Raw genomic sequence first — 25473 nt, forward strand, 5'->3', positions numbered from 1 at the left:
CACGGATCGTGACGTGCTCTCCAAGGCTTTACCAGTCATAACTGGAGTCCGGGGCGGTATGGTGCCGCTCGGGGCGGCGCTGTCTAACCTGCTTGGTAGCATCGGCGGGCGTCAGCCTGCCAACACGACTATGCTGGCGCACATGGTTGTGGTCGTAGGGCCAGAGCCGCGGCATCGAACGGGTATGGCCGAGCGACACGAAAAGCGCCTTGTTGAGGCATCCGTTACGCAGACGACCGTTGAAGCTCTCGACGTAGCCGTTCTGCTGCGGCTTGCCCGGCGCGATGTAGTGCCGCTCGACAGGCCACTTCTGCGTCCATCTCAAAATCGCCAAGCTGGTCAACTCGATGCCGTTGTCGCTCACGATCGTCAGCGGCGGTACGCCTCTGACGACGATGATGGTGTCCAGCTCACTAGCGGCACGCACGGCTGACAGCGAGGTGTCGGCGACCAGCGCCAGGCACTCGCGCGTAAAGTCGTCGACCCCTGATCAGCGTGTCTCGCTTACAAAGTCGAGGCGCCAGCGCTGGTTCCGCCCCTACGGCAGCGTCATCGGCGCTCGCGTACCCATGACTCGCTGGCGGCCACGTCCACGCCTGACCCGAAAGTTCTCCTCGCGCTATAACCGCAGCAGTTCCTTGTGGTTCATGAACAGCCCTCCGCGGGCCAGCATGATCCTCCAGCCGCCCGTAGCCGAAGCGCCGACACGCGGCCGCGACCGCAGGTCGCCATCATCACTACGCCGGGGGCGTAGCGCGCCGAAGTCCTGTCCACGCCGAAGACGGTACATACCCAACGTTCGCTGATGCCAAACAGCTGTAGAGCATGCTCGACAGCCTTCCGCTGAGCGGCGGGCGTCACCAATTTTTTGCCGCAACTTCCTTCCGTACCGCATCGTCGAGCATGGCGTCGGCCAACAACCGCTTCAGCAGGCCGCTCTCCTACTCGAGTACCTTCAGATTGTGCGCCTGACACACGTCCATGCCGCCGTACTTCGCCTTCCACGCATACAACGTCGCCCCGCTGATCCCACGTTTCCGACACACATCGGCGGTCTTCATCCCGCCCTCCTGCTCACGCAGCATCGCGATCGTCTGCTCCTCGCTGAACCTAGCCTTCTTCACGTCCGCCTCCTCAGTATGTCGGACTCTAGCTCAAACTGGTGAAGTTCACGGAAGCATGTCAAATCCGCTACGCAAAGGCACACAACCAAATAAGTCGGTCAGTGCCCATACCGTTTAATGCCACGCCGACGAAGCCGCTCACGATTTCGCCTAATCCTCATCTTGATAAGGAAAGGTATCGCAGCCGCTACGAGAACAGTTATTATGCCGTATGCTACAGCTTCTCGCGTGACCTCAATCATACATTGTTAGCAAAAAAGCAACTTTCTGGCATAAGTTTTCCTTATTACATCATTTCAATCTACACAATTGGTATAGTCCATTGGGGGGGGATTGAATTTACGTCGAGATTTAGTGCTCAAATTTCGTAGCATCGTTCAAATTGCGGCACGACTTCGGCAATCGTCCTGCGTAATTGAAAACCCAGATCGCACCGTATGGCTCCGATATCGCGAAGGTGTCGCGCACGTCGCTCGGTTGCATCGGCAGATCATGGAGATAGTCAGCCAGCGGTCCGTCCGGCGGCAGCACCCATTGATGGCTCGCCGCGATGTGCTCTGCGGTCCATCCTACGCCCAGAAGCGAGTCGCGCCAATCTTCGCATATGCGCCGGGGTCACTTCCGCAAAAAGAGCGAGATCGCGCAAACGCTCCCGCATAGCGTCCCGGTCCAACTCGGCCACGACTGCTGCCGATCAAGGACCCACCCTCGAACCGCCCGGTCGATTTCGCCACGGTCAGGAATATGACCGCGGGTTTGAATGAGGCCAGACGCGCCGTCGTATCGGATTTGTTCGCCGCTTCGGCGATCTTCCGTTCGCAACTGCGACACTCCGCGGCGCCATGCTTCGCCTCGCGAAGCGATACATCCCCGAAGCATTTCCAATAGACTTCCCTTCCCCGGACACAGCGCGGAATGACTTTGCGGAACTCGTAGCTGTTGCCCCGCTTATGTAAATTCTTTGTAACCCTTTGCAGCGTCGGGTTCGCTTTCGATTTTGTAGCACTCACCGCAGCAAACTACTAAATAAAGTGGGAGATTTACAAGCGTTTGAACCGCATCAACGACCTAGCTGCCGGCTGGCGGAGACGGAGGGATTCGAACCCTCGGTACCAGTAAACCCGGTACGGCGGTTTAGCAAACCGCTGGTTTCAGCCACTCACCCACGTCTCCAGGCCTGGCAGCGGCCGTTTCCCTACGGCGTCGCCGGGGTAGCGTCAACGTGAAACGCATTCGCTGTCGGCCGCGTCGCGACCGCCATGCGCCTCAGGCCGACTGGATATAGTCGCGCATTGCCGCTGCGTCGGCTTCGATCCGGTCGATGCGGTATTTGACGAGGTCGCCGATCGACACGAAACCGATGAGGGTATCGCCATCCAGGATGGGGAGATGTCGTATCCGCTGTTGCGTCATGAGCGACAGCGCGCCGATCACGGGTTCGTTGGCGCCGACCGCGCGGACCGGGGCGGTCATTGCGTCGCGGACGCGCAGGTCGAGCGCGGCGGCGCCGTCGGCGCCGAGGCGGTGGATGACGTCGCGTTCGGAAAAGATGCCGATCACGCGGCCGTCCTCGACCACGGGGGCGGCACCGATGCGGCGTTCGGCGAGCAGCGCCACCGCCTGTGCCAGCGTATCGTCGGGGGCGAGCGACCAGATCGCGTCGCTCTTGGTCTGCAGGATCGCTGCGATCGTCATGTCCGCTCTCCGCTCTGGCCGGCGTCTGTCGCGCCGGGGACCGCAGGGAACCATGTTTGGACGATCATGGGAAGACCCCAGAAAAAAGGCCGGCACCGCGATGATGCGGTACCGGCCTGTTCTCGGCGTCGGGCCTGCCCGATCAGCCGGCCTGGACTTCGCTCGCCGCGGTACGGATGCGGCGGCGGCGGGGCTTTTCCTCGCCCTCGCCGTCCGTGGCGGCGGGAGCAGGCGCCGCTGCGGCGGAGATGCCGAGCGACGGCGGCAGGCGGTCGGCGTCGGCGGTAGCGGCGGCTGCAGGTGCAGCGGGTGCCTCCTCCGCGCTGCGATCGCGCGGCGGACGACCGCGGCGACGCGGCTTGTCCTCGGTCGCTGCGGCGGCGACGTCGGGCGTCTCGCCCTGGTCGCTCACGGGCGTCGCGACCGGCATCGGCAGTGTCGGCTGCTCGGCGGCGTCGTCGGCCTGGACGGGTGCGAGCGTCCGCGGCGCGCGGGGCGTGCGCGCCGGCGCGTCGCGATACTCGCCGCGCGGCTCGCGCTGCTGCGGCTCGGCTGCCGTACCGCGCTGCTGATCGTCGCGCGCCTCGTTGCGCGGCTGGTCGTCACGCGCGCCGCGGTCGTCGCGGCCCTGGCGCTGGTCGTTGCGGTCACCGCGCGGGCGATCTTCGCGCTGGCCATCGCGCTGCCCGTCGCGCTGGCGATTGTCGCTGCGTTGCGAGTCGTAGCGCGGGCGATCGTCGCGGTCCTGGCGCTGGCCGCCATTCTGCGACTGGCCATTGGCCTGGCCCGACTGCCCGTCGCCCTGCTGCTCGCCGGCGCGGATCGGTTCGCCCTCGTCGGCGTAATCGTCGTCGCCGTTGATGTCGAAGGGCTGCTGGATGCGCGGGCGCGGCGCGTGCTGCGGCTGGCTCTCCTCGAGGCGGGTGCGCTGCTCGCTCAGCACGCGGAAATAATGGTCCGCGAACTGCAGGTAATATTCGATGTTGACGCGGTCGCCCTGCATCTGCGCGTCGCGCGCGAGGTTCTTGTACTTCTCGTACAACTGCGTCGCGTTGCCGCGCGCACGGCTGTCGATCCGGTTGCCGGTATCGCGCTGGCCGCCACCGCCGCCACCCTGGCGCGGGCCACCGCCGCCGCCGCCATTGCCGCCGCCATTATTGTTGCCACGACCGCGACGGCGGCCGGCTTGCCGGTTGTTGATCAAGCTGGTGTTCCTGTGCTCAAGAAAACTTCGGTCCTCAAACCAAATTCGGGTCTCGCCGCGATGCGAACCCATGCCGCGCCCCAAAGGGGCGTCGGACCTGCCATGCTGTAGTCGAACGACATGGTGAAGGATGCGAGCCGACGCTCTCAATCAACAAAATGTCGATGTTGCGTGCCCCTGCCCGCTTGATAGCGGGCGGCATGCCCGTCCCACAAGCGAAATGTGGAGTCCAACGTCGATTGTTCAAGTGGCGGTGATCGCACGCGGATTCCCGCCAAGGTCGTGATGGAGCGCAGTCGACAGCCCGTTGCTCTCGAACAGCGCGGCGACGGCAGGGGCTTGCGTCGCGCCGATCTCGACGACGGCGACGCCGCCGGGCGCGATCAGGCGGGGCAGTTGCTCCGCGAGAAGGCGGTAGTCGGCGAGGCCGTCCTCGCCGGCGTAGAGCGCGCCGTGCGGTTCGTGGTCGCGGACTTCGGCGGGGAGCGGCTCGTGCGTGCCGATATAGGGGGGATTGGCGAGGACGAGGTCGAAGCGGCCGTTGATCGCTTTGGCCCAATCGCTGCGGAGGAACCGGGCGCGGTCCGCCATGCCGAGCGTGGCGGCGTTGATCTGGGCGTATGCGAGCGCATCGGGAGAGACATCGACGCCCAGGCCGCGCGCGGGCCATTCGGTGAGCGCGGCGAGGAGAAGCGTGCCGGGGCCGGTGCCGAGGTCGAGGATGGTGGCGGGCTCGCGCTTGCCGAAATGCGCCTGGGCCGCGACGAGCAGCGTCTCGCTGTCGGCGCGGGGGACGAGCGCGCCGGGGCCGACCGCGAGGTCGATCGACCAGAAGCCGCGGGTGCCGGTGATGTAGGCGACGGGTTCGTGGCGCGCGCGGCGGTCGACGAATGCGGCGAAGGTTTCGGGGACGGTGAAGCGGTCGGGGTCGATCAGGATCGCACTGCGGCTGGTGCCGAGCGCGTGCGCCATGAGGAGCTCGGCGTCGAGGCGGGCGGTGGGGGAGAAGGCGAAGCGGGCGGCGGCGGTGGTGAGGGCTGCTGCTACTCCCCTCCCGCTTGCGGGAGGGGTTGGGGGAGGGCCTGTCACATTGGGCGCGTCGTTCGCGGACATGCCCTCCCCCAACCCCTCCCGCAGGCGGGAGGGGCCATCAGGGGACTCAGCCATCGAGCTGGGCCAGGCGGTCGGCTTCGTCCTGGGCGCTGAGCGCGCCGAGGAGTTCGCCCATGTCGCCGGCGACGATCTCCGGGAGCCTGTGCAGCGTCAGGTTGATGCGGTGGTCGGTGACGCGGCCTTGCGGGAAATTGTACGTGCGGATGCGTTCGGAGCGGTCGCCCGAGCCGACCATCGATTTGCGCGCACCAGCCCGCTCGGCGTGAAGGCGGTCGCGTTCCTGCTCGTAGAGCCGGGTGCGCAGCACGCGGAGCGCCTTGGCCTTGTTCTTGTGCTGCGACTTCTCGTCCTGCTGGATGACGGTGAGGCCGGTCGGGATGTGGACGATGCGGACCGCGCTGTCGGTCGTGTTGACCGACTGGCCGCCGGGGCCCGACGAGCGATAGACGTCGATGCGGAGGTCCTTGTCGTCGATCTTGACGTCGACCTCCTCCGCCTCGGGCAGCACCGCGACGGTGGCGGCAGACGTGTGGATGCGGCCGCCGGCTTCGGTGGCGGGGACGCGCTGGACGCGGTGGACGCCGGACTCGAACTTGAGTTTGGCGAAAACCCCCTGCCCCGTGACGCTGGCGACGACTTCCTTGAAGCCGCCTGCGTCGGACGAGGAGCCCGAGATCATCTCGACGCGCCAGCCCTGCGATTCGGCATAGCGCTGGTACATGCGGAACAGGTCGCCCGCGAACAGCGCCGCCTCGTCGCCGCCGGTGCCGGCGCGGACCTCGAGCATCGCCGAGCGTTCGTCGGCGGCGTCGCGGGGGAGAAGCGCGAGCGCGAGTTTCCGGTCGGCGGCTTCGAGCAGCTGGCCGTTGGAATGGAGTTCCTCGGCGGCCATCGCGCGCAGCTCGTCGTCGGCATCCTCGGCCATGAAGGCGAGGCTGTCCGCCTCCGCGCGGAGGCGGCGGACTTCGCTCGCGGCTTGCGCTACGGGTTCGAGCTCCGCGTACTCCTTCGACACCGCGACGAAGCGGTCGGAGGGGAGATCGCCGGTCGCCATCTGCGCCTGTAGCTCGTCGCGCCGCGCTTCGATCGCGCGAATCCGGTCTGGGGAGATCTTCATGCGCACTCGCCCTCCCCGGTCGTCACCCCAGCGAAGGCTGGGGTCTTTGCGGGGCAGGTGCTGCGGTTACCAACGGGGAGATCCCAGCCTTCGCTGGGATGACGGGCAGCGAGGCTCATCGCAGCGCTGCCGCCAGATCGGCGAACGCGACTTCGGTCTGCGTGCCGGTGTCGAGCGCCTTGACCGCCGCCGCCCCCTTGGCGAGCTCGTCGTCGCCGAGGATGATCGCGAAGCGCGCACCCAGCGCATCGGCCTTGGCCATCCGTGCCTTCATCTTGCCCTTGTACGCCATTTCGACCGCCACGCCTGCGCGGCGCAGGTCGGCGACGATGCCGGTCGCGCGCGCCTCCGCGTCGGCGCCCATCGGCACGACGACCGCGTCGATCCCCGCCAATTGTGGTTCTTCGAGCAGCATCGCCAGCCGCTCGACGCCGGCCGCCCAGCCCACGCCGGCCGTCTCGGGCCCGCCGAGCGAGCCGATCAGCCCGTCGTAGCGGCCGCCGGCGAGCACCGTGCCCTGTGCGCCCAGCCGGTCGGTGACGAACTCGAACGCGGTGTGGCGGTAGTAATCGAGCCCGCGGACGAGGCGCGCGTTGCGTTCCCAGGCGACACCGGCCGCGTCGAGCCCGGCGGTCACCGAGTCGAAGAAGGCGCGGGCCTCGAGCGTCAGATAGGCGTCGATGTCGGGCGCGCTGTCGGCGATCGGACGGTCGCGCAGGTCCTTCGAATCGAGGATGCGCATCGGGTTCTTCTCGAGCCGGGTCAGGCTGTCCTCGGACAGTTCGCCGCGGTGCGCCTCGAAATGCGCGACCAGCGCCGCGCGCCAGGCGTCGCGCGTCTCGGCGTCGCCCAGCGTGTTGAGCTGGAGCGTGACGCCGTCCGAAATGCCGAGTTCGCGCAGCAGCTGGTCGGCGAGCACGAGCAGCTCGACATCGGCGGCGGGTTCGGGCGCGCCGATCACCTCGGCGTCGATCTGGTGGAACTGGCGGAACCGGCCCTTCTGGGGCCGTTCGTAGCGGAACACCGGGCCGCTGGTGGTGAGTTTCAGCGGCGCAAATTGCTGCCAGCCCTCGGTCAGATAGGCGCGCGCGATGCCAGCGGTGAATTCGGGGCGCAGCGTCAGCGAATCGCCGCCGCGATCCTCGAAACTGTACATCTCCTTCGAAACCACGTCGGTGGTCTCGCCGAGCGAGCGCGCGAACACCGCGGTCGATTCGAACACCGGGATGTCGATCCGCTGGAAGCAATAGAGCGCGCGGACGCGTTCGAACGTCGCGAGGACGTGCCCGAAGCGGCGCTGGTCGTCGCCGAAGATGTCCTGGGTGCCGCGGATGCGGCGCGGTGTTTCTGTTCTTGCCATGTCGGCCGCGTATCTAGGCGTCGCCATCGGGAAGCGCTAGCACCCGCCCATGGCAGGCCTGTATCAATCCCTCGGCCAGCGCATCGCGCCGCCGCGCTTCGTGCTGTTCGTGCTGGTGATGCTCGCCGGGCTGGGCATCGCGATTCCTTCCATTGGGGTCGGTCGCGGGACGATGGTCGCGTTCGACGTCGCGGCGCTGGTGTTCCTGATCGCGGTGTCGACGTTGCTGCGCAGCGAGGCGGACGGGATGCGCAAGGCGGCGGCGGCGAACGACGCCAACCGCGCGCTGCTGCTGGCGCTGAGCGTGACCGTCAGCATCGTCGTGCTGGTCGCGGTGGCGAAGGAGGTGCAGGGCAAGAACGACACGCTGTCCACCGTGCTGGTGATCGCGACGCTGGCGCTGGCGTGGCTGTTCTCGAACACCGTGTACGCGCTGCATTACGCGCATTTCTATTATCTGGGCGACGGGAAGGGTGAGGATCGCGGCGGGATCGAGATCCCCAAGTGCGACGAGCCCGATTATTGGGACTTCCTGTATTTCAGCTTCACGCTGGGGATGACGTTCCAGACCTCCGACGTGCAGATCACATCCGCCTATGTGCGCCGCGTGGTGACGGGGCAGAGCCTGGCGGCGTTCGTGTTCAACCTGGGCGTGATCGCGTTCACGATCAACGTGCTGGGGGGTGGGTGACGCCGTACTTCCCACAACACCCGCCGTCACCCTGAACTCGTTTCAGGGTCCACCGATCCACAAGCGCTGCGCCTGGTGGCGGGGTGGATGCTGAAACGAGTTCAGCATGACGGGCGCAGACGAAGCGTGCCGTGCATAGGACTGGACGCCTGCCCTTTCGCGCGCTTACATCTTGCCATCGTCTCTCTGCCGAAAGTCCCGTCCTTGATCCGAACGCTCCTCACCGCGACGCTGCTCGCGTCTGCCGCTCCCGTCCTCGCCCAGGTGCCCGCCGGCAACACCGCGCCGCAGCCGGTGCCGTTCGTCGACACGATCCCTGCCGCGGTCGACACGCCCTATCCGGGCACGCTGCTGCTCGACGTCGATGCGACCGATACCGAGCGCGGCATCTTCCGGGTCAAGCAGACGATCCCGGTCGCGAAGGCAGGGCCGATGGCCTTGCTCTATCCGAAGTGGTTGCCCGGCGCGCATTCCCCACGCGGCGAGATCGAGAAGCTGGCGGGCCTGGTGATCCGCGCGAACGGCAAGATCGTCCCCTGGACGCGCGATACGGTCGACGTCTTCGCCTTCCATGTCGACGTGCCGGCGGGTGCGAAGACGCTCGTCGCCGAGTTCCAGTTCATCTCCGCGACCAAGCCCGACCAGGGCCGCGTCGTGATGACGCCGACGATGATCAGCCTCGAGCCGAACCTCGTCAGCCTGTACCCCGCGGGCTATTTCACGCGGCAGATCCCGATCAAGATGACCGTCACCTATCCGGCCGGCTGGACCGCGGCGGGCGCGGTGCCGGCGAAGGTCGCAGGGTCGGTCTACAGCTACGACACCACCAACTACGAGATCCTGGTCGATTCGCCGACGCTGGCGGGCAGGTACGGCAAGGTCTGGCCCTTGAGCCCCAAGGTCGACCTCAACGTCTTTGCCGACAGCATGGACCAGCTCGCCGCCAAGCCCGAGCAGATCGACGCGCACAAGCGCCTCGTCGACCAGGCCGTCAAGACGTTCGGCGCGCAGCATTACGACCATTACGAGTTCCTGCTGTCGATCACCGACCAGCTCGGCGGGATCGGGCTGGAGCATCATCGCAGTTCCGAGAACGGCGTGCGCCCGGGCTATTTCACCGAATGGGAGACCGGCGCCGCGGCCCGCAACCTGCTGCCGCACGAGTTCACGCACAGCTGGGACGGCAAGTTCCGCCGCGGCGCCGACCTATGGACCCCCGATTTCCGCACGCCGATGCGCGATTCGCTGTTGTGGGTCTATGAGGGCCAGACGCAGTTCTGGGGCTATGTGCTGCAGGCGCGCTCGGGCCTGGTCAGCAAGCAGGACACACTCGACGGCTATGCGTCGATCCTCGGCATCTACGACACCGCCAAGGGGCGCCAGTGGCGCAACCTGCTCGACACCACCAACGATCCGGTGATCTCGGCGCGCAAGCCCAAGGGCTGGACCAGCTGGCAGCGCAGCGAGGATTACTACAACGAAGGGCTGATGGTCTGGATGGAGGTCGATGCGATGCTCCGCCAGAAGTCGAGCGGGACCAAGTCGATCGACGACTTCGCCAAGGCGTTCTTCGGCGTGCGCGACGGCGACTATGGCGAGCTGACCTATACGTTTCAGGACGTCGCCGCGACGCTCAACGGGATCGTGCCCTATGACTGGGCGACGTTCCTCAACACCCGGCTGACCGAGACCGGCCAGCCCGCGCCGATCAACGGCTTCGCGATGAACGGCTACAAGCTGGTCTATACGCCCGAGATCACCAACTACATGAAGCAGGCCGAGAAGACGCGCGGCACCGATGTCAGCTATTCGATCGGTCTCGTGATCAACAAGGAGGGCGTGGTCACCTCGTCGATCTGGGACAGCCCGGCGTTCAAGGCGGGGATCGACGTCGGTACCGAGATCGAGGCGATCAACAGCGAGGCCTATTCGCCGGATCGCATCAAGGCGGCGATCCTGGCGGCCAAGACTGCCAAGGAGCCGATCCGGCTTACTGTAAAAAACAACGACCGGTTCCGGGACATACTGCTCGATTACCATGACGGCCCGCGCTATCCGCGCCTGCAGAAGGTCGGTACAGGTGACGGTGGGCTCGACAAGCTGCTGATGCCGCGCTGATCCCACCCGCATTCTACCGGTGCCGGCCGCTTCTACGGAAGCGCGCCGGCACCGTCACATCGCAAAGGACCGTAAATGCGTATCGACCTGATCCCGACGGGCAAGAATCCGCCCGAAGACCTGAACGTCATCATCGAGGTTCCGACCGGCGGCGAACCGGTGAAGTACGAGTTCGACAAGGCGAGCGGCGCGCTGTTCGTCGACCGCATCCTGCACACGCCGATGCGCTACCCCGCCAATTACGGCTTCGTACCGCACACGCTGAGCCCCGATGGCGATCCGCTCGACGCACTGGTGATCGCGCGCTCGCCGTTCATCCCGGGCTGCGTCGTGCGCGCACGCCCGATCGCGGTGCTCAACCTCGAGGACGAGGCCGGCGGCGACGAGAAGCTGGTCTGCGTGCCGGTCGACGCGGTGTTCCCCTACTACGCCAACATCGGCGAGCGCGGCGACATGCCCGAGATCGTGTTCGAGCAGATCGAGCATTTCTTCACCCACTATAAGGACCTCGAGAAGAAGAAGTGGGTCCGCGTCGGCAAGTGGGGCGACGCCGACGAGGCCAAGCGCGTCACGATCGAGGCGATCGAGCGCTACGAGGCCGAGAAGGCCAAGGGCAAGGAACCGATGAACGCGGACGACGCAGCCGGGCGCTGACCCGGTGACGACGGCGTCTCGATCGTTCGACGGCATCCGCGTCCGCGCGGAACAGGTCGGACTGTTCGAGACGCCGATCCTGCACGGACGGCTGGCCGATGCCGCCGCGCTGACCGCGGCGCTGAGTGACAGCATTCGCGCGCGGCATGCCAGCGTGCCGAGCCTGTCGCGCTCGAACATCGGCGGGTGGCATTCGGCGACCGACATGCTCGACTGGGGCGGCCCCGCCGCCGCCGCGCTCGCCGACACCGCGGTCAAGATGGCCAGGCGCTGTTCACATTTCGAGGGGCGAGACCCCGCGTCGCTCGAATGGACCGTGAAGATGTGGGCGAACGTCTCGCCCCCCGGCGCGCTCAACATGAGCCATGCGCATCCGGGCGTCTTGTGGGCCGCGGTCTATCATGTCGACATGGGCGAGCCGGGATCCGAGGGCGGCGAACTGTTCTTCGAGGACCCGCGCTTTCCCATCCCGTTCATGCGGATGCCGGGGTTCCGGCTCCGCGGGATCGACGGGCAGCCGCAGCCGGTCGAGCACCGGATGACGACCGCGGCGGGCGATCTGGTGCTGTTTCCGGCGTGGCTGCGCCACGGGGTGCGGCCGCATGGCGGGACGGGGAACCGGATCTCGGTCGCGATGAATATCGACGTGAAGGGGTGAGGTCGTGGGGGCAGTCGGACCCTCGCTGTCGATAGTGTTGCCGCTTCACCACTCCCGTCACCCCAGCGTAGGCTGGGGTCTTCCGCGGCTCCTGCTGCGTCCTAGCCACGGGAGATCCCAGCCTTCGCTGGGATGACGGTTGTGGGAGCGTGATGCCGAGCGTTCGACCCGCCCCGTTACCGTCCCGCTAGCCGCACCAACGCGTCGCCATCGACGCGCTGAACCGTCCACGCCTCCTGCCCCACCGCGCCGAGCGCGCGGTAGAAGCGGATCGCGCCTTCGTTCCAGTCGAGCACCGACCATTCGAACCGCGCACAGCCGCGATCCAGCGCGAGGCCGGCCAGATGCCGCAGCAACGCCGCGCCGACGCCCTGCCCCCGTGCCTCCGGCGTGACGTAGAGATCCTCAAGATACAGCCCGCGCCGCCCCTTCCACGTCGAGAAATTGTGGAAGAACAGCGCGAAGCCGACCGCCCCTTCCGCGGTCTCGGCGATCACCGCCTCGGCCGCGGGCTGCGCGCCGAACAGCGCATCGGCCAGCATCGGCTCGGTCGCCTCGACCGCATCGGGTTCGCGCTCGAACGCGGCGAGCTCGCGCACGAAGCGCAGGATCGTCGGAACGTCGGCGGGGGTGGCGGATCGGATCATGCTGCAGCCTCGGTATGGGGGATCGGCACGGTCTTGCCACGGAGCGCGACCAGCGATCCAGCGACGATCAGCACCGCGCCGCCGATCGTCCAGGCCGAGACGCGCTCGCCGAACACGATCCAGCCGAGGATCGCGGACCAGATGAACGCGGTATATTCGACCGGCGCCAGCACCTGCGCTTCGGCACGGCCATAGGCCCAGGCGAGCAGCACCGCGGAGACCGACCCGAGCGCGGCAGCGCCAAAGATCTCGGGCAGGCGCACGACCGGCGCGACCGCGCCGAACCAGGGCGCGCCGGCGAGCAGCAGCACGGACAGCACAATGCTGGTGAACAGCGCGACCTCGAGCGGGTCGGCGAGTTGCGCCTGGCGCCGGAGCAGGATCAGACTGCCCGCATACAGGACCGACGCCGCGACGATCGCGACCGATCCCATCACCGCGTCGCTCGACGCATGCGCCTGGACCTGCCCGCCCGCGATCAGCAGCACGCCGAGGCTCGCGACCAGCGACCCGAGGATCGCACCGCGCGCGATCGTCTCACCGAGCACGACCGCGGCGAGGAACAAGGCGATCAGCGGCGCGAGGAAGGTCAGCGCGACGCCTTGCGCCATCGACACGCGCACCAGCCCCCAGAAGAACAGCAGCACGGACGCCCCCGCCACCGTCCCGCGCGCGGCGTGCAGGATCATCGCCTCGCGGCTCGGCAGCGGCTTGCGTCGCACGACGAAGACCGGCGCGAGCAGCACCACGCCTGCAAGCGATCGCCACAGCACCGCGCTGTACGCGCCGTGCGCGATCGACAGACCCTTCACCAGCGCGTCCATCGCCGAATAGCTGGCGATACCGATCGCGGCGACGGCGAACGCAGTAACGGGGGCAGTGGCGGTTGCGGGAGCGGGGCGGGTCATGCGGTGTTCGATTCGCGGGGCGATACGCAGTCCGATTCGCGGCGCGATCTAGGGTGGAAGTTGAGGAAGTTGACGCTACGTCGCCCCCGCAACGCCCTTCCCGCACCCAGCGGCGGGCATGCGAAGAGGGGGGTGCGCGAAGTCATGGCGGCGGTCTGACAATATGTGGGCGTGTAGGACAGCCTTAATCGATGTCCGGCGAGTCTGGTGCTCGACGACCGGGTCGCTAAGGTATGTCGCTGCTCCGGCACGGAAAAATGACGGCTTTAACCGATTCGTCATTGCGGGCCGGTGAAACGGTGGCACAAACGGGCGCAAGGGGGAACAGGCCGTGGAAGTCGATACGTCGCAGGGTCATGCTGGCCGTGAAGTGATCTGCAGATCGTCCTGGACCGCCTATGTCAGGCCCGTGCTGGGCTGGGGCTTCGTCGCGATCGTCGGGTTTGCCGTCGGCAAGCTGGGGATCGTCATCGGATTGGCCGCGCTCGCCCGGCTCGTCTACCGCGTGCTCTACGTCAACAGCGTGACGTTGCTGCGCGACGACACCGGCATCTGGTGCTCGGCAGGCATCCTGCCCTGGGCGAAGGGGGTCACCGGGGTGAAGTGGCGCGACATCGATCAGGCGCATTACTACCCGAACTTCCTGAGCTACATCTTCCGCAGCTACACGATCCGCGTCGGCCATCGCTACACCAAGGGCAGCGAAATCGTCCTGCCGCACATGAAGTGCGGCCATGTCGCTGTGATGGCGATCAACAAGGAGCATGAGCAGATGGCGGCAGCCGGCGTCCTGAACTGAGGGGGCTGGCGGCCGGACCGCGGGCTGCGGACCTGTCGTCGGGATGCACCGTGCCGAGGCTGCCGTCAGTCGAGCACCGTTCAGCGCGGCTTGATGTTCGCTGTTGAATGTCTGGTCGCACGTGCGAAGATGCCGATCGTGATGGGAAGACCGTCGATGCGCCATATTTTCGTCCTCCTGCTTTTCTGTCTGGCGGCACCGGTGGCCGCCGCCGATCCCGCCGGCCTCTGGGCGCTACGCGCCGAGGGAAAAACGCTCATGCTGTTCGAGGTTCAGCGAACGGCACGAGGTTGGCGAGGCGTTTGGACCCAGCCGGCACATTACACGACCGATGGCGACGTCTTTACCGGGATCGAGAGTACGACCAAGCGGCAGATGACACGCGAGGCGCATGCCGTACCAAAGGGCGTCGAACTGGTATTTGATAATCCATGGCCAGGCGGCGCTCCGAACCGCCTGATCATTCGCACCGTCAACGCCACCACCGCAGGCATGACCTGGGCCGCGTTCGCCACCACCCCCTACATTCTGACGCGCGTGAAAACGCGGCCAGGATTTGGTCCCTGGCAAGTCGATCGTGGCTACGTCCCGGATACGAACAGATCGACCAATGTCGAGATGACCGGGATATTCGACGCGGACCAAGCCGCACGCGCCGATCCGGCCAGCATCGACTGGAAACAGGTCTCCCCCGCCGACACCGTTCGGCGCAGGCGTACGCAGGCGCTGCTCGACTTGGGACTGCTCTCCAGCGGCGACGATTTCTACCATGCTGCCTATGTTTTCCAGCATGGGGATGCGCCAGACGATTTCCTCAAGGCGCATGCGCTCGCGGTCATAGCGATCGCACGCGGGCGGCGCGATGCGACGTGGATCGCCGCCGCGACACTCGATCGCTATCTTCAGCAGATCGGCCAACCGCAAATCTACGGCACGCAGTTCAACCGGCCGGGGACGCAGTTCACGCAAGACCCGTATAACCGCGCCTTGTTGTCGGATACAGTCCGTCGGGCAAGCCACGTGCCCCCATTGGCCGACCAGGAACGGCAACGCCATGACTGGGATAGCCGCATTCCGTTGACCAAAGCACGCTAGGCATCGCCAACGCTGGCTTGGCCCGACAACGTGCCAAACCAGTTTCGGTCATCCTGACAAACGTCAGGATCCAGGGTTACGCGCGGCAACGCTTGTGGCTCTGGATCCCGGATCAAGTCCGGGATGACGGGTGGGCGACGGGCGAGGTGACGCCCCCTACGGCTGTCCGCCATTCGCGGCGGCTGTATACCGAACGCCGTACAGCTTCGAGGATGGACGAATGACGAAACAGAGCCTGTCCGCACGCCCCCCGGCCCCGGTTCACCGCGCGAAGGCCGCGATCCGGTTCGGGCGTCGCGCGGGGCTGACCGCGTCGGTCAGGATCACGAGCGGGGGGATCCTGTCGGTCGGGGCGCTGGTGTCGGGGATCCTGCTGTCGACCGCGGTGCTGGTTCGCGCCGCGGGGCGGGCGCGAACCGGGGACTGATCAGGCGGCCACCGCTGCCAGTTGCGCGGCGTCGGCGGCTTCGATCTCGGCGGCCTTCGCCTCGACCAGGCGAACGATGTGGTCGACCATGTCGGCGTCGTTGATGTGGTGATCGGTGACGCCCGCGAGATAGACCATGTGCTTGCCGGCGCCGCCGCCGGTGATGCCGATATCGGTCTCGCGCGCTTCGCCAGGGCCGTTGACGACGCAGCCGAGCACGCTGAGGCTCATCGGGGTGCGGATGTGCTGGAGGCGCTCCTCGAGCGCCTGGACGGTGCGGATCACGTCGAAGCCCTGGCGCGCGCAGCTGGGGCACGAGACCACGCGGACGCCGCGGTTGCGGATGCCGAGCGCCTTGAGGATCTCGAACCCGACGCGGACCTCGTCCTCGGGCTCGGCGGAGAGCGACACGCGGATGGTGTCGCCGATGCCGTACCAGAGCAGGCTGCCCATCCCGATCGCCGACTTGACCGTGCCGCCGACGAACCCGCCGGCTTCGGTGATGCCGAGGTGCAGCGGGCAATCGACCTGTTCGGCGAGCTGCTGATAGGCGGCGACCGCGAGGAACAGGTCGGACGCCTTCACCGCGACCTTGAAGTCGTGGAAGTCGTGGTCCTGCAGTAGCTTGATGTGGTCCATCGCCGATTCGACCAGCGCGTCGGGGCATGGCTCGCCGTACTTTTCGAGCAGATGCCGCTCGAGGCTGCCGCCGTTGACGCCGATGCGGATCGCGCAGCCATTGGCCTTGGCGGCGTCGACGACTTCCTTCACGCGGGCGGACGAGCCGATGTTGCCGGGGTTGATGCGCAGGCAGGCGGCGCCCGCATCGGCGGCCTCGAGTGCGCGCTTGTAGTGGAAATGGATGTCGGCGACGATCGGCACGCGGGCAGCGCGGACGATCTGCTTGAGCGCCGCAGTCGATTCGACGTCGGGGCAGCTGACGCGGATGATGTCGACGCCGGCGTCCTCGCAGCGGCGGATCTGGTCGACCGTCGCCTTGACGTCGTCGGTCGGCGTGTTGGTCATCGTCTGCACCGTGACGGGCGCGTCGCCGCCGACGGGGACGTTGCCCACCATGATCTGACGGCTCTTGCGGCGGACGATATCGCGCCAGGGACGAAGGGACATGGAGATTCCTCGGGGGTGTTCGCGCCCCATATAGCGACTGCGGCCCGCGAACGGAACATCGCTGGCGAGCGGCGGTGATGTCGCGCATAACGACGCGACGAGACGTCCTCCCGGGAGCCCAAGCGATGACCCTGTCCCTCTACGATGCGACGATCCCCTCGAACCTGCAGATCCTGCGCGCGCTGGACGGGTTGCTCGACAAGGCCGAGGCGTTCGCGGCCGAGCGCGGCATCGCGCCCGAAACGTTGATCGACGCGCGGCTTGCCGACGACATGCTGCCGTTCGGCTATCAGCTGAAGGCCTGTGCGACGCATTCGGTGGGGGGAATCGAGGGCGTACGCGGGGGCAGCTTCTCCCCCGACCGGTCGCCCTGGCCGACCGACTTCGCCGGGCTGCACGGCGTGCTGCGCGACGCGATCGCGACGCTGGAGGCGATCGACCGCGACGACTTTGACACGCTCGCCGACAGCGACACCAAGTTCGAGTTCGGCACGATGGCGATGCCGTTCACCGGCGCCAACTTCCTGTTGTCGTTCTCGCAGCCCAACTTCTATTTTCACGCCACGACGGCCTATGCGATCCTGCGGGCGCAGGGGATGGCGATCGGCAAGCGCGACTTCCTGGGCGTGCCGCGCATGAAGGCATAGGCGCGCCCGCGCTTGCGAGGGCGCGCGCCGCCCCCTAGGGCCGCGCGATGACCCGGCATTACGGCATGGACTGGTTGCGCATCGGCGCGTTCGCGCTGCTGATCGTCTATCATGTCGGCATGGTCTTCGTGCCGTGGAATTTCCACGTGAAGTCGCTCCATGTCGCGGACTGGGCGACGCTGCCGATGCTCGCGACCAATGCGTGGCGGCTGACCCTGTTGTTCGTGGTGTCGGGCTATGCGAGCCGCGCGCTGCTGGCGCGGTCGCCGAGCGTCGGGCGGTTCTTCGCCAATCGCTGCATCCGGCTGCTGGTGCCGCTGGCGTTCGGGATCGCGGTGATCGTGCCGCCGCAGCCTTGGGTCGAGCTGGTCACCAGGCATGGCTATGCGGGCGATTACTGGACGTTCTGGAGCCGCGACTATTTCCGCTTCGCCACGCTCGGCGGGATCATGCTGCCGACCTGGAACCATTTGTGGTTCGTCGTCTATCTGTGGGTCTACACGGTCGCGCTGACGATCGGCGTAGGGCTGGTGCGGAGCGACCGGTTGCAGGCGCTGTTCGACCGCGTGTTCGGCGGCGCGCTGGTGCTGGTGCTGCCGACCCTGTGGCTGGTGTTCGTCCATGGCTGGTGGTTCCGCATGGTCGGCGAGAGCCAGGCGCTGCTCGGCGACTGGATCGCGCACGTCACCTATTTCCCCGCCTTCCTGTTCGGTTTCGGCCTCGCGCGATCGGAGCCCGCGATGGCGGCGATCGTGCGGTGGTGGAAGGTCGCAGGCGCGGTCGCCTTGATCGGTTATGCCGTCGTGATCGGTGTCGAGCTCTGGCCCGGGGGCAACGGGCCGCCGCGCTGGGCCTACGCGCCCTACGGCGCGGCGCACGCGCTCGAGCAATGGGGCGCGATCGTCGCGCTGATCGGGATCGCCGAGGTGTATTGGAACCGCGACCACCGGCTGCGGCCGATGCTGACCGAGGCGGTGTTCCCCTTCTACATCGTGCACCAGACGATCATCGTGCTGGTGATGTACGCGCTGCTGCCCGCGGGTTTGCCGGGAGCCGTCGAGTTCGTGCTGATCCTGGCGGCGACGATGGCCGGCTGCGTCGTCTTCTACCGCGTCGGACGGCGGGTACCTTTGCTGCGCGCGCTGATCGGGCTCAGGCCGGACCTGCGTCGCGCGCCTCCCATCCTCTGAAAGGACCCGAATGAGCTGGACGTTGATGATCCATGGCGGCGCGGGCCGCCTGACGGCCGAGACGCTGACGCCGGCGCAGCACGAGGGCGCACGGGCGGGACTCGATCGCGCGCTCGACGCGGGGTCGGCGGTGCTGGCGGCGGGCGGCGCGGCGGTCGACGCGGTCGAGGCCGCGGTGAAGGTGCTGGAGGACGATCCGCACTTCAATTCGGGGCGCGGCGCGGTGTTCACGCACGAGGGCACCATCGAGCTCGACGCGGCGATCATGGACGGCGCCACGCGCAAGGCCGGGGCGGTCGCGCAGGTCAGCGCGACGCGCAACCCGGTGGCCCTGGCACGCGCGGTGATGGAGGATGGGCGGCACGTGCTGCTCGCCGGCGCGGGCGCCGACAGTTTCTCGCGCGAACAGGGCGTCGAGCAGGCCGACCTGTCGTGGTTCGCGACCGACGAGCGCCGCCGCCAGTTCGCCGAACTGCAGGCGAGCGGCGACACGTTCGACGTCGACATGAAATACGGCACGGTCGGCGCGGTCGCGTGCGATGCGGGAGGCCGCGTCGCGGCGGCGACCTCGACCGGCGGGGTGACCGGCAAGCGCTGGGGCCGGATCGGCGATTCGCCGGTGATCGGCGCGGGGACCTGGGCCGACGACGTTTGCGCGGTGTCGTGCACCGGGTCGGGCGAATTCTTCCTGCGCGTGGGCGTGGGGCATGCGATCGCGGCGCGGGTGCGGTTGCTCGGCGAGGACGTGGCGACTGCCGCGGGCGTGGTGATGGGCGAGGTCACGGCGCTGGGTGGGACCGGCGGGGTGATCGTCGCCGGCGCAGACGGGGAAGCGGCGTGGCATTTCACGACTCCGGGGATGAACCGGGGGCGGGCGGATTCGAGCGGCACGCGGGCGGTGGCGGTTTTCGGGGACGAGTGATTCCGTCATCCCGGGCTCGTCCCGGGATCCAGAGTTTCGAACGATACCGCGTGAGGCCCTGGATCCCGGGACAAGCCCGGGATGACGAAGGGATGTCAGCGCGCTAGAGCCTCTGCCATGCTTCGGATCGCCCTGCCCGCCGCGCTTCTCGCGCTCGTTGCCGCCAGCCCCGCCCGGGCCTTTTGGGAATATGGCCACCAGACGGTCGCGCAGATCGCGCAGGCCAATGTCACGCCGCGGACCAGAGCGGCGATCCGTCGGATCCTTAGCCAGCAGGCGCTGCTCGAAACGCCCGAATGCCCCGTCGGCACGATCGAGGACGCCAGCGTCTGGGCGGACTGCGTCAAGCCGCTGAAGGACGCCGCCGGCAAGTCGCGGTTCGGCTATGCCTATAGCTGGCATTACCAGAATGCCGATGTCTGCGCGCCGTTCGACCTGACGCCCGCGTGCAAGGACGGCAATTGCGTGTCGGCGCAGATCGAGCGCGACGTGACGCTGCTGCGCGACAAGGCCACCCCGGCCAGGGCGCGCGTCGAGGCGCTGGTGTTCCTGATCCACTTCGTCGGCGACCTGCACCAGCCGCTGCACGCCGGCGACCGCCACGACAAGGGCGGCAACGACCTGAAGGCGGATTACGGGATCTACGCGCCGCCCAGGTTCAACCTCCATTCGATCTGGGACGGGCCGCTGGCCGAGCGCGCGATCTCGACGCCGCCGAGCCTGGTGCGCCGCTATCCGGCCGCGGAGCGCGCGCGGATCGGCAAGGGCACGGTGACCGACTGGAGCCGCGAGAGCTGGGAGATCGCGCACTCGGCCTATGCGGCGGCGATCGGCGGCGATGGCTGTGGCCCGGTGCCGGCGCGCGCCGCACTCGACGAGGCGACGATCGAGAAGATGGCGCCGGTGTCGCGCGAGGAGGTCCGCCGCGGGGGGATCCGGCTGGCGAAGCTGCTCGACGAAGCGCTGGGGTAACGTCGTCATGCTGAACTCGTTTCAGCATCCACCTCCCCAAGGACGATACCGCCCGTGGGGAGGTGGACCCTGAAACGAGTTCAGGGTGACGGTTAGTTCAGGATGACCGTGACCGCGCGACGGTTCTCGGCCCAGCTCTGGTCGTCCGACCCGACGCGCAGCGGGCGTTCCTTGCCGTAGCTGATCGTCGTCATCCGCTCGGCGGGCACGCCCTTGGCGGCGAGATAGTTCTTGGTCGCGTTGGCGCGGCGGTCGCCGAGGGCGAGGTTGTATTCGCGCGTGCCGCGCTCGTCGGCATGGCCTTCGATCGTGACGCGGACGTTCGGGTAGCGCGCCAGCCACTGCGCCTGGCTGTCGAGGATCGCACGTGCGGTCGAATCGATGTCGTACATGTCGAGCGCGAAATTGACCGTGTTCGACTGGACCGAGCGCTGGAAGTCGGCGTCCGACCCCGGCACGATCGCGCCGGTCGACGGACCGGTCGCGCCGCTATTGCCCTGGTCGACGCCGGAATCGGCGGGCGCGGGCGGCAGGACCGGCGGGCGCTTCTTGGCGCAACCGGCGACCGCGACGAGAGCGGTTGCCGCCAGCAAGATGTTGGTGAACCTGGACATTCATGATCTCCCGTAGTGGATGTCGGTACGTTCGTAGGGCGTCTTAGCAGGTTTACGGGCGAAGCGGACCCCAGGCCGGATCCGAGCCGTCGAGCGGGGTCGGGATCTTGCGTTCGTTGACCCCGGTGAGGTCGACCGACCAGAGATCCGCCTTGCCGCTGCTGCCGCGGCCCGACCGGTAGAAGTTGATCACGCGGCCGTTGGGCGACCAGCTGGGGCCCTCGTCCTGCCAGTCGTCGGTCAGCAGCTTCTCGCCGCCGCCGCTCGGGCTCATGATGCCGATGCGGAACCCGCCACCGAGCTTGGTGAACGCGATCAGGTCGCCGCGCGGGCTCCAGACCGGGGTCGCATAGCGGCCTCCGCCGAAGCTGATGCGCTGCTGGTTCGAGCCGTCGGCGTTCATCACATAGATCTGCTGGCCGCCCGAACGGTCGCTCTCGAACACGATGCGGCTGCCGTCGGGCGAATAGCTGCCGCCGGTGTCGATGCCGGGCGAGTTGGTCAGGCGTTGTGGGGCTCCGCCCTGCGACGACACGCGGTAGATGTCGGTGTTGCCCGCCTGCGCCATCGAGAACAGGATCGAGCGGCCATCGGGCGAGAAGCGTGGCGCGAAGGTCAGGCTGGCATTCGCGACGACCAGGCGCTGCTTGCCCGAGCCGATGTCGTAGACATAGATCGCCGGGCGGTTGTTGACGTAGCTCATGTACACGATCGACTGCTGGTTCGGCGCGAAGCGCGGCGTCAGCACGATCGACTGGCCGTTGGTCAGGAAGCGGTGGTTGGCACCGTCCTGGTCCATGATCGCGAGCCGCTTGATGCGTTTGCCCTTGGGGCCCGTCTCGGACACGTAGATGACACGGCTGTCGAAATACGCGCCTTCGCCGGTCAGCCGCGTATAGACCATGTCGGCGCATTTGTGGCCCGCGCGGCGCCAGTCCGACGGCGGCACGACGAAGCCCTGCCGGGTCAGCTCGACCTTCGAGAAGACGTCGTAGAGATAGCAGCCGACGGTGAGGTTGCCGTCGCCGTTCGCGCGGACGAAGCCCTGGACGAGCGCCTGCGCTCCGGTGCCGCCCCAGTACTCGAACCCCGGCGCGGTGACTTCAGGGAAGGCGATCGGGCGGAGCTGGCCGGGGCTGAGCGGCGTGAACAGCCCGGAGTTGCGCAGGTCGTTGGTGACGATTTCCGAAAGCTGGCGCCCGAGCACGTCGGTCGACCCCGCCGCGGTCGAGGCGACCGCCGCGGTCGGCATCGCGGGGATCGCGATCGGCATCGGCGCGGAGATACCGCCGGTGACCGACACTTCGAGCGGTGCCGAGCCCTGCAGTGCGGCGGAATCCCCGGGTGCCGCGGGTGCTGCCGCCTGCGGGTCGAGCGGCGGCGGGGCGGCGTCCTGCGCGAAGGCGGGCGCGGTGAGGGCCAGCCCCGACAGGGCGGCGATCAGACTGAAATGATTCATACGCATCCCTTTATCACGCTTCGTCCCCTTCCCGTCATGCCGGACTTGGTCCGGCATCCACGGTGACGCATAACCGAGAAGGGTTGGTTTGCGGCACCGTGGACCCCGGACCAAGTCCGGGGTGACGAAGGGTGCGATGCCCTCACCGCAACTGCCAGCTATAGTTGATGTTGTTCCACCCACCGTTGGGCGTCGAGTAGAACTCGGCAGGCAGCTTCAGCGGCGAACAGCCCTTGAATGCCGCGATACCGAGATCGGCGACGCGCTGTGCGTAGCGGCGATTCTCGTCGTCGACGCCGGTCTGGCCGACCTGGCGCGGAGTCGCGGCGAGCGTGCCGTCCTCGTTCAGGCGCAGGTTGAGCTTGGTCACGATCTGGTTCGCGCCCGGGCCCGGGTTGACCTGGCGATCCGCGCAGGGCTGGATCTGCCGCGCGATCGCCTGGACGATCGAGGCCATCGCGCGCGCGTCGATCTTGGCCGCGCGCGGCGCCTCCGACTTGCTGGGCGAGGGCTGGTCGGACAGGCCCTTCAGGAAATTGTCGCCGAGCCGCGACCCGCGCGGCCGCGCATTGGTCGCGCTCGCGGTCGATCCGGTACCCTTGGCGGCCGCAGGCTTGGCCTTCGCGCTGGACGCAGCCGCGCGCGACGGCGATTGCGATGCCGAGGCGGACGTCGAGGGTTTCGCCGCGGATTTCGAGGACGCCGCCTTGGCGGGCGTGGCGGCCTTGGTCGGCGCCGGCTTGGCGGGGGTCGGCTTGGTCGGTGCGGGCTTCGCCGGCGTCGGCTTTGGTACCGGCTTCGGCCTGGGCGCGGGGGTCGGCTTGGCGACCGGCTTCGGCTCGGGCTTGGGCTCGGGCTTCGTCGGTACGGGCTTGGCCGGGACCGGCTTCGGCTCGGGCTTCGGCGCGGGTTTCGGCTGGGGCGCGGGCGGGGGCGGCGCGGGAGTCGGTGCAGGCTCGGCCTCTTCCGGCGGCGGCGGCGCGGCATCCTCGGGTGCACCGACGTCGGGCGCGATCGATTCGGCGGGCGGCGTCACGCTCTGCGGTGCGGTCGCCTCGAGCGCGACGTCGGGCACCAGGCTGATCTCGATCGGCTGCTCCTGCAGCTTGGCCGGATTGGGGGTCGCGAGGAAGCCGACCGACAACAGCCCGAACAGGACCGCGTGGCCGACGATCGCGACGCCAAGGCCGATCTTCTCGGTGCGGTCCATCAGCGCGTCGCCATTACTGCGCGGCGTCCCCGCCGCCTTCGACAGTGACCAGCGCGACGCGGTTGAGCCCGGCGCGGTTGAGCTCGCCCATCACGCGCATGACGCGCCCGTAATCGAGTTTCCGATCGGCGCGCAGGAAGATCTGCGGGCCCTGCCCGACCGCGCGGCTGGCGGCGATCGCGGCGAGGCGGACGGGAAGCGCATCCTCGCCGATCTCGTCCTTGTCGATGAAGATCCGCCCGGTCTCGTCGAGCGAGACTTCCACCGGCTTCTGCTCCTGGTCGAGCGCTTTTGCGCGCGCGTCGGGCAGGTTCACGGGGACGCCCGCGGTGAGCAGCGGCGCGGTCACCATGAAGATGATCAGCAGCACCAGCATCACGTCGACCAGCGGCGTGACGTTGATGTCCGCCATCGGCGCGCGGCGGCCGCGGCCCCGCGAGGAGGGCAGGTTCATCGCCACGCTAGCGCGACCCGTCCAGCTGGCGCGAGAGCGTGGTGTGGAAACCGTCGGCGAAGCGGTTGAGCGCGGCTTCGATGCGGTTGATGCCGTGGCTGAAGCGGTTGTACGCGATCACCGCTGGGATCGCGGCGAACAGCCCGATCGCGGTTGCGAACAGCGCCTCGGCGATGCCCGGCGCGACCACCGCCAGCGACGAATTCTGTGCAGAGGCAATGCTGGTGAAGCTGCGCATGATGCCCCAGACGGTGCCGAACAGCCCGACGAACGGCGCGACCGAGCCGACCGTGGCGAGGATGTTCAGGCGGTCCGACAATTTGTCGATCTCGCCCGCGGTCGCCGCCCCCATCGAGGTCGCGAGCCGCTCGCGCGTGCCGTTCTTGTCGATCGTGCCGCCGGCGGTCGAGCGGCGCCATTCGGTCACCCCGGCGGCGAACACGCGCGCCGACGGCAGGTCGTTCTCGCCCTCCGCCTTGTAGAAGACGTCGATGTCCTCAGCCTTCCAGAAGTCGCGTTCGAACCGCGCCATCGCCTTGCGCGTGCGGCCGATCCGCCGCCAGAACGCGATGATCAGTGCCCAGGTCCAGATGCTGGCGAGCAGCAGCCCGGCCATCACGAACTTGACCACCCAGTCGGCCTGGAGGAACAGCGCGACCGGCGACAACGTCGCCCCGTCCATGTTGAAAACCGGATTCATGAGTCCCCCTGCCAAACGAGGCGTTCGTAGATGTCGGTCCAGGCGCGCGGTTGCCGCTTCGGACGGCCGCCGGCCGCGACCATCGCCGCGACGACGTCCGCCTCGGCGAGAACAACCCCGTCGCGCATGACTCGTTGATGAATGGAGACGCTCGCCGCGCGCACCTGCTTGAGGCGCGAGACGATGAGCAGCGCATCGTCGAGCCGCGCGGGCGCGGCATAGCGGATGTTCAGGCTGGCGACCGCATAGGCGCCCTCGCCGGCTTCGTGGGTCGCCCGCTGGTCGATGCCCGCGACGCGCAGCATGTCGGAACGCGCGCGCTCCATGTAGCGCAGATAGTTGGCGTGATAGACCACGCCCGACAGGTCGGTATCCTCGAAATAGACGCGCACCGGAAACCGGTGTTCGCGCCCGTCGAAGCGTCCCGCTGTCGGCAAGTCCTGTCCCATTGCCGACCCGTTAACCGAAGCGGGCGTGGGATTAAAGGGTTAGGGTGGCTTCGGTGCTCCTGCGGAAGCAGGAGCCCAGGGTTTCACGCGCTGCGGCCCGTGACCCTGGATTCCTGCG

25 protein-coding genes, 1 tRNA gene and 1 pseudogene are annotated in these 25473 nt (G+C 67.6%); 11 read left to right on the forward strand and 16 right to left on the reverse strand.

Annotation, left to right across the window (positions count from 1 at the left end):
* Window positions 1-28: 28 nt before the first annotated feature.
* From FSB78_RS14495 to hisS, 7 genes and pseudogenes are all read right to left on the reverse strand, one after another.
* Window positions 29-1124: pseudogene (locus FSB78_RS14495) on the reverse strand (IS3 family transposase).
* A 1080-nt stretch (window positions 1125-2204) separates the two neighbouring features.
* Window positions 2205-2297 (reverse strand) — tRNA-Ser (locus tag FSB78_RS14500).
* A 93-nt stretch (window positions 2298-2390) separates the two neighbouring features.
* Window positions 2391-2819: a CBS domain-containing protein gene (locus tag FSB78_RS14505; RefSeq protein ID WP_147083300.1), complete on the reverse strand. Its 429-nt coding sequence runs from the start codon at window positions 2817-2819 to the stop codon at window positions 2391-2393.
* A gap of 142 nt (window positions 2820-2961) precedes the next feature.
* Window positions 2962-4023 carry a DUF4167 domain-containing protein gene (locus FSB78_RS14510; protein ID WP_147083301.1) on the reverse strand — a complete coding sequence of 354 codons (1062 nt, stop codon included), beginning with the start codon at window positions 4021-4023 and terminating at the stop codon, window positions 2962-2964.
* 243 nt (window positions 4024-4266) lie between these two features.
* Window positions 4267-5136: a peptide chain release factor N(5)-glutamine methyltransferase gene (prmC, locus tag FSB78_RS14515; RefSeq protein WP_147083302.1), complete on the reverse strand. Its 870-nt coding sequence runs from the start codon at window positions 5134-5136 to the stop codon at window positions 4267-4269.
* 46 nt (window positions 5137-5182) lie between these two features.
* Window positions 5183-6253, reverse strand: a complete 1071-nt coding sequence (gene prfA, locus FSB78_RS14520; protein WP_147083303.1) for a peptide chain release factor 1 — start codon at window positions 6251-6253, stop codon at window positions 5183-5185.
* Between the two features lie 115 nt (window positions 6254-6368).
* A complete protein-coding gene (gene hisS / locus FSB78_RS14525; RefSeq protein WP_147084238.1) occupies window positions 6369-7613 on the reverse strand; it encodes a histidine--tRNA ligase in 1245 nt (414 codons plus the stop codon).
* 49 nt (window positions 7614-7662) lie between these two features.
* On the opposite strand from hisS, the gene FSB78_RS14530 reads away from it, so the two are divergent.
* From FSB78_RS14530 to FSB78_RS14545, 4 genes are all read left to right on the forward strand, one after another.
* Window positions 7663-8304: a DUF1345 domain-containing protein gene (locus FSB78_RS14530; protein ID WP_147083304.1), complete on the forward strand. Its 642-nt coding sequence runs from the start codon at window positions 7663-7665 to the stop codon at window positions 8302-8304.
* Window positions 8305-8508: 204 nt separating this feature from the next.
* A complete protein-coding gene (locus tag FSB78_RS14535) occupies window positions 8509-10422 on the forward strand; it encodes a M61 family metallopeptidase (protein ID WP_147083305.1) in 1914 nt (637 codons plus the stop codon).
* Window positions 10423-10497: 75 nt separating this feature from the next.
* Window positions 10498-11076 (forward strand): inorganic diphosphatase, encoded by a 579-nt coding sequence (gene ppa / locus FSB78_RS14540; RefSeq protein ID WP_147083306.1) that lies wholly within the window; start codon window positions 10498-10500, stop codon window positions 11074-11076.
* Window positions 11077-11080: 4 nt separating this feature from the next.
* The gene (locus tag FSB78_RS14545; protein WP_147083307.1) at window positions 11081-11734 is read left to right on the forward strand and encodes a TIGR02466 family protein; all 654 of its coding nucleotides are present in this window, start codon (window positions 11081-11083) and stop codon (window positions 11732-11734) included.
* A gap of 176 nt (window positions 11735-11910) precedes the next feature.
* Here FSB78_RS14545 and FSB78_RS14550 read toward each other — a convergent pair whose 3' ends face one another.
* Window positions 11911-12381, reverse strand: coding sequence for a GNAT family N-acetyltransferase (locus FSB78_RS14550; protein WP_147083308.1), 471 nt, complete (start codon window positions 12379-12381; stop codon window positions 11911-11913).
* Complete coding sequence (locus FSB78_RS14555) at window positions 12378-13289, reverse strand: DMT family transporter (protein ID WP_147083309.1); 912 nt, start codon at window positions 13287-13289, stop codon at window positions 12378-12380. Before FSB78_RS14555 ends, FSB78_RS14550 begins: the two co-directional genes overlap by 4 nt.
* 331 nt (window positions 13290-13620) lie before the next feature.
* On the opposite strand from FSB78_RS14555, the gene FSB78_RS14560 reads away from it, so the two are divergent.
* The 3 genes from FSB78_RS14560 to FSB78_RS14570 all read left to right on the forward strand — a co-directional run bounded on the left by FSB78_RS14560 (window position 13621) and on the right by FSB78_RS14570 (window position 15610).
* A complete protein-coding gene (locus FSB78_RS14560; RefSeq protein ID WP_147083310.1) occupies window positions 13621-14088 on the forward strand; it encodes a hypothetical protein in 468 nt (155 codons plus the stop codon).
* Window positions 14089-14181: 93 nt separating this feature from the next.
* Complete coding sequence (locus tag FSB78_RS19310; RefSeq protein ID WP_199743188.1) at window positions 14182-15183, forward strand: hypothetical protein; 1002 nt, start codon at window positions 14182-14184, stop codon at window positions 15181-15183.
* Window positions 15184-15403: 220 nt separating this feature from the next.
* A complete protein-coding gene (locus FSB78_RS14570; protein WP_147083311.1) occupies window positions 15404-15610 on the forward strand; it encodes a hypothetical protein in 207 nt (68 codons plus the stop codon).
* Here FSB78_RS14570 and ispG read toward each other — a convergent pair whose 3' ends face one another.
* Window positions 15611-16738, reverse strand: coding sequence for a flavodoxin-dependent (E)-4-hydroxy-3-methylbut-2-enyl-diphosphate synthase (gene ispG / locus FSB78_RS14575; RefSeq protein WP_147083312.1), 1128 nt, complete (start codon window positions 16736-16738; stop codon window positions 15611-15613).
* 125 nt (window positions 16739-16863) lie between these two features.
* Here ispG and FSB78_RS14580 point away from each other — a divergent pair, with 125 nt between their 5' ends.
* The 4 genes from FSB78_RS14580 (at window position 16864) to FSB78_RS14595 (ending at window position 20469) form a co-directional block, all read left to right on the forward strand.
* Entirely contained in the window at window positions 16864-17385 is a 522-nt protein-coding gene (locus FSB78_RS14580) for a DUF1993 domain-containing protein (protein ID WP_147083313.1), read from the forward strand.
* 47 nt (window positions 17386-17432) lie between these two features.
* Window positions 17433-18575, forward strand: a complete 1143-nt coding sequence (locus tag FSB78_RS14585; protein ID WP_147083314.1) for an acyltransferase family protein — start codon at window positions 17433-17435, stop codon at window positions 18573-18575.
* A 10-nt stretch (window positions 18576-18585) separates the two neighbouring features.
* Window positions 18586-19497, forward strand: a complete 912-nt coding sequence (locus FSB78_RS14590; protein ID WP_147083315.1) for an isoaspartyl peptidase/L-asparaginase family protein — start codon at window positions 18586-18588, stop codon at window positions 19495-19497.
* 117 nt (window positions 19498-19614) lie between these two features.
* Window positions 19615-20469 carry a S1/P1 nuclease gene (locus FSB78_RS14595; protein ID WP_147083316.1) on the forward strand — a complete coding sequence of 285 codons (855 nt, stop codon included), beginning with the start codon at window positions 19615-19617 and terminating at the stop codon, window positions 20467-20469.
* A 92-nt stretch (window positions 20470-20561) separates the two neighbouring features.
* On the opposite strand, the gene pal is transcribed toward FSB78_RS14595, so the two are convergent.
* From pal to ybgC, 6 genes are all read right to left on the reverse strand, one after another.
* Complete coding sequence (gene pal, locus FSB78_RS14600; protein WP_147083317.1) at window positions 20562-21083, reverse strand: peptidoglycan-associated lipoprotein Pal; 522 nt, start codon at window positions 21081-21083, stop codon at window positions 20562-20564.
* Window positions 21084-21135: 52 nt separating this feature from the next.
* The gene (gene tolB / locus FSB78_RS14605) at window positions 21136-22542 is read right to left on the reverse strand and encodes a Tol-Pal system beta propeller repeat protein TolB (RefSeq protein ID WP_422396704.1); all 1407 of its coding nucleotides are present in this window, start codon (window positions 22540-22542) and stop codon (window positions 21136-21138) included.
* Between the two features lie 142 nt (window positions 22543-22684).
* A complete protein-coding gene (locus FSB78_RS14610) occupies window positions 22685-23752 on the reverse strand; it encodes a cell envelope biogenesis protein TolA (RefSeq protein ID WP_147083319.1) in 1068 nt (355 codons plus the stop codon).
* Window positions 23753-23765: 13 nt separating this feature from the next.
* Window positions 23766-24212, reverse strand: a complete 447-nt coding sequence (tolR, locus tag FSB78_RS14615) for a protein TolR (RefSeq protein ID WP_147083320.1) — start codon at window positions 24210-24212, stop codon at window positions 23766-23768.
* A 1-nt stretch (window position 24213) separates the two neighbouring features.
* Window positions 24214-24906: a protein TolQ gene (gene tolQ, locus FSB78_RS14620; RefSeq protein ID WP_147083321.1), complete on the reverse strand. Its 693-nt coding sequence runs from the start codon at window positions 24904-24906 to the stop codon at window positions 24214-24216.
* Window positions 24903-25355, reverse strand: a complete 453-nt coding sequence (gene ybgC, locus FSB78_RS14625; RefSeq protein ID WP_147083322.1) for a tol-pal system-associated acyl-CoA thioesterase — start codon at window positions 25353-25355, stop codon at window positions 24903-24905. Before ybgC ends, tolQ begins: the two co-directional genes overlap by 4 nt.
* Window positions 25356-25473: the final 118 nt, after the last annotated feature.

Origin of the sequence: Sphingomonas ginsenosidivorax (assembly GCF_007995065.1) — a bacterium.
In the GTDB taxonomy this organism is placed as follows: Bacteria; Pseudomonadota; Alphaproteobacteria; order Sphingomonadales; family Sphingomonadaceae; genus Sphingomonas; species Sphingomonas ginsenosidivorax.

What these genes read in the sequence shown, in the direction of transcription:
- FSB78_RS14505 (WP_147083300.1), bottom strand. Translation starts at nt 2,819, where the DNA reads ATGACGATCGCAGCGATCCTGCAGACCAAGAGCGACGCGATCTGGTCG.
- prmC (WP_147083302.1), bottom strand. Translation starts at nt 5,136, where the DNA reads ATGTCCGCGAACGACGCGCCCAATGTGACAGGCCCTCCCCCAACCCCT.
- prfA (WP_147083303.1), bottom strand. Translation starts at nt 6,253, where the DNA reads ATGAAGATCTCCCCAGACCGGATTCGCGCGATCGAAGCGCGGCGCGAC.
- hisS (WP_147084238.1), bottom strand. Translation starts at nt 7,613, where the DNA reads ATGGCAAGAACAGAAACACCGCGCCGCATCCGCGGCACCCAGGACATC.
- FSB78_RS14530 (WP_147083304.1), top strand. Translation starts at nt 7,663, where the DNA reads ATGGCAGGCCTGTATCAATCCCTCGGCCAGCGCATCGCGCCGCCGCGC.
- ppa (WP_147083306.1), top strand. Translation starts at nt 10,498, where the DNA reads ATGCGTATCGACCTGATCCCGACGGGCAAGAATCCGCCCGAAGACCTG.
- FSB78_RS14550 (WP_147083308.1), bottom strand. Translation starts at nt 12,381, where the DNA reads ATGATCCGATCCGCCACCCCCGCCGACGTTCCGACGATCCTGCGCTTC.
- FSB78_RS14555 (WP_147083309.1), bottom strand. Translation starts at nt 13,289, where the DNA reads ATGACCCGCCCCGCTCCCGCAACCGCCACTGCCCCCGTTACTGCGTTC.
- FSB78_RS19310 (WP_199743188.1), top strand. Translation starts at nt 14,182, where the DNA reads ATGTTCGCTGTTGAATGTCTGGTCGCACGTGCGAAGATGCCGATCGTG.
- FSB78_RS14570 (WP_147083311.1), top strand. Translation starts at nt 15,404, where the DNA reads ATGACGAAACAGAGCCTGTCCGCACGCCCCCCGGCCCCGGTTCACCGC.
- ispG (WP_147083312.1), bottom strand. Translation starts at nt 16,738, where the DNA reads ATGTCCCTTCGTCCCTGGCGCGATATCGTCCGCCGCAAGAGCCGTCAG.
- FSB78_RS14580 (WP_147083313.1), top strand. Translation starts at nt 16,864, where the DNA reads ATGACCCTGTCCCTCTACGATGCGACGATCCCCTCGAACCTGCAGATC.
- FSB78_RS14585 (WP_147083314.1), top strand. Translation starts at nt 17,433, where the DNA reads ATGACCCGGCATTACGGCATGGACTGGTTGCGCATCGGCGCGTTCGCG.
- FSB78_RS14590 (WP_147083315.1), top strand. Translation starts at nt 18,586, where the DNA reads ATGAGCTGGACGTTGATGATCCATGGCGGCGCGGGCCGCCTGACGGCC.
- FSB78_RS14595 (WP_147083316.1), top strand. Translation starts at nt 19,615, where the DNA reads ATGCTTCGGATCGCCCTGCCCGCCGCGCTTCTCGCGCTCGTTGCCGCC.
- pal (WP_147083317.1), bottom strand. Translation starts at nt 21,083, where the DNA reads ATGTCCAGGTTCACCAACATCTTGCTGGCGGCAACCGCTCTCGTCGCG.
- tolB (WP_422396704.1), bottom strand. Translation starts at nt 22,542, where the DNA reads ATGAATCATTTCAGTCTGATCGCCGCCCTGTCGGGGCTGGCCCTCACC.
- FSB78_RS14610 (WP_147083319.1), bottom strand. Translation starts at nt 23,752, where the DNA reads ATGGACCGCACCGAGAAGATCGGCCTTGGCGTCGCGATCGTCGGCCAC.
- tolQ (WP_147083321.1), bottom strand. Translation starts at nt 24,906, where the DNA reads ATGAATCCGGTTTTCAACATGGACGGGGCGACGTTGTCGCCGGTCGCG.
- ybgC (WP_147083322.1), bottom strand. Translation starts at nt 25,355, where the DNA reads ATGGGACAGGACTTGCCGACAGCGGGACGCTTCGACGGGCGCGAACAC.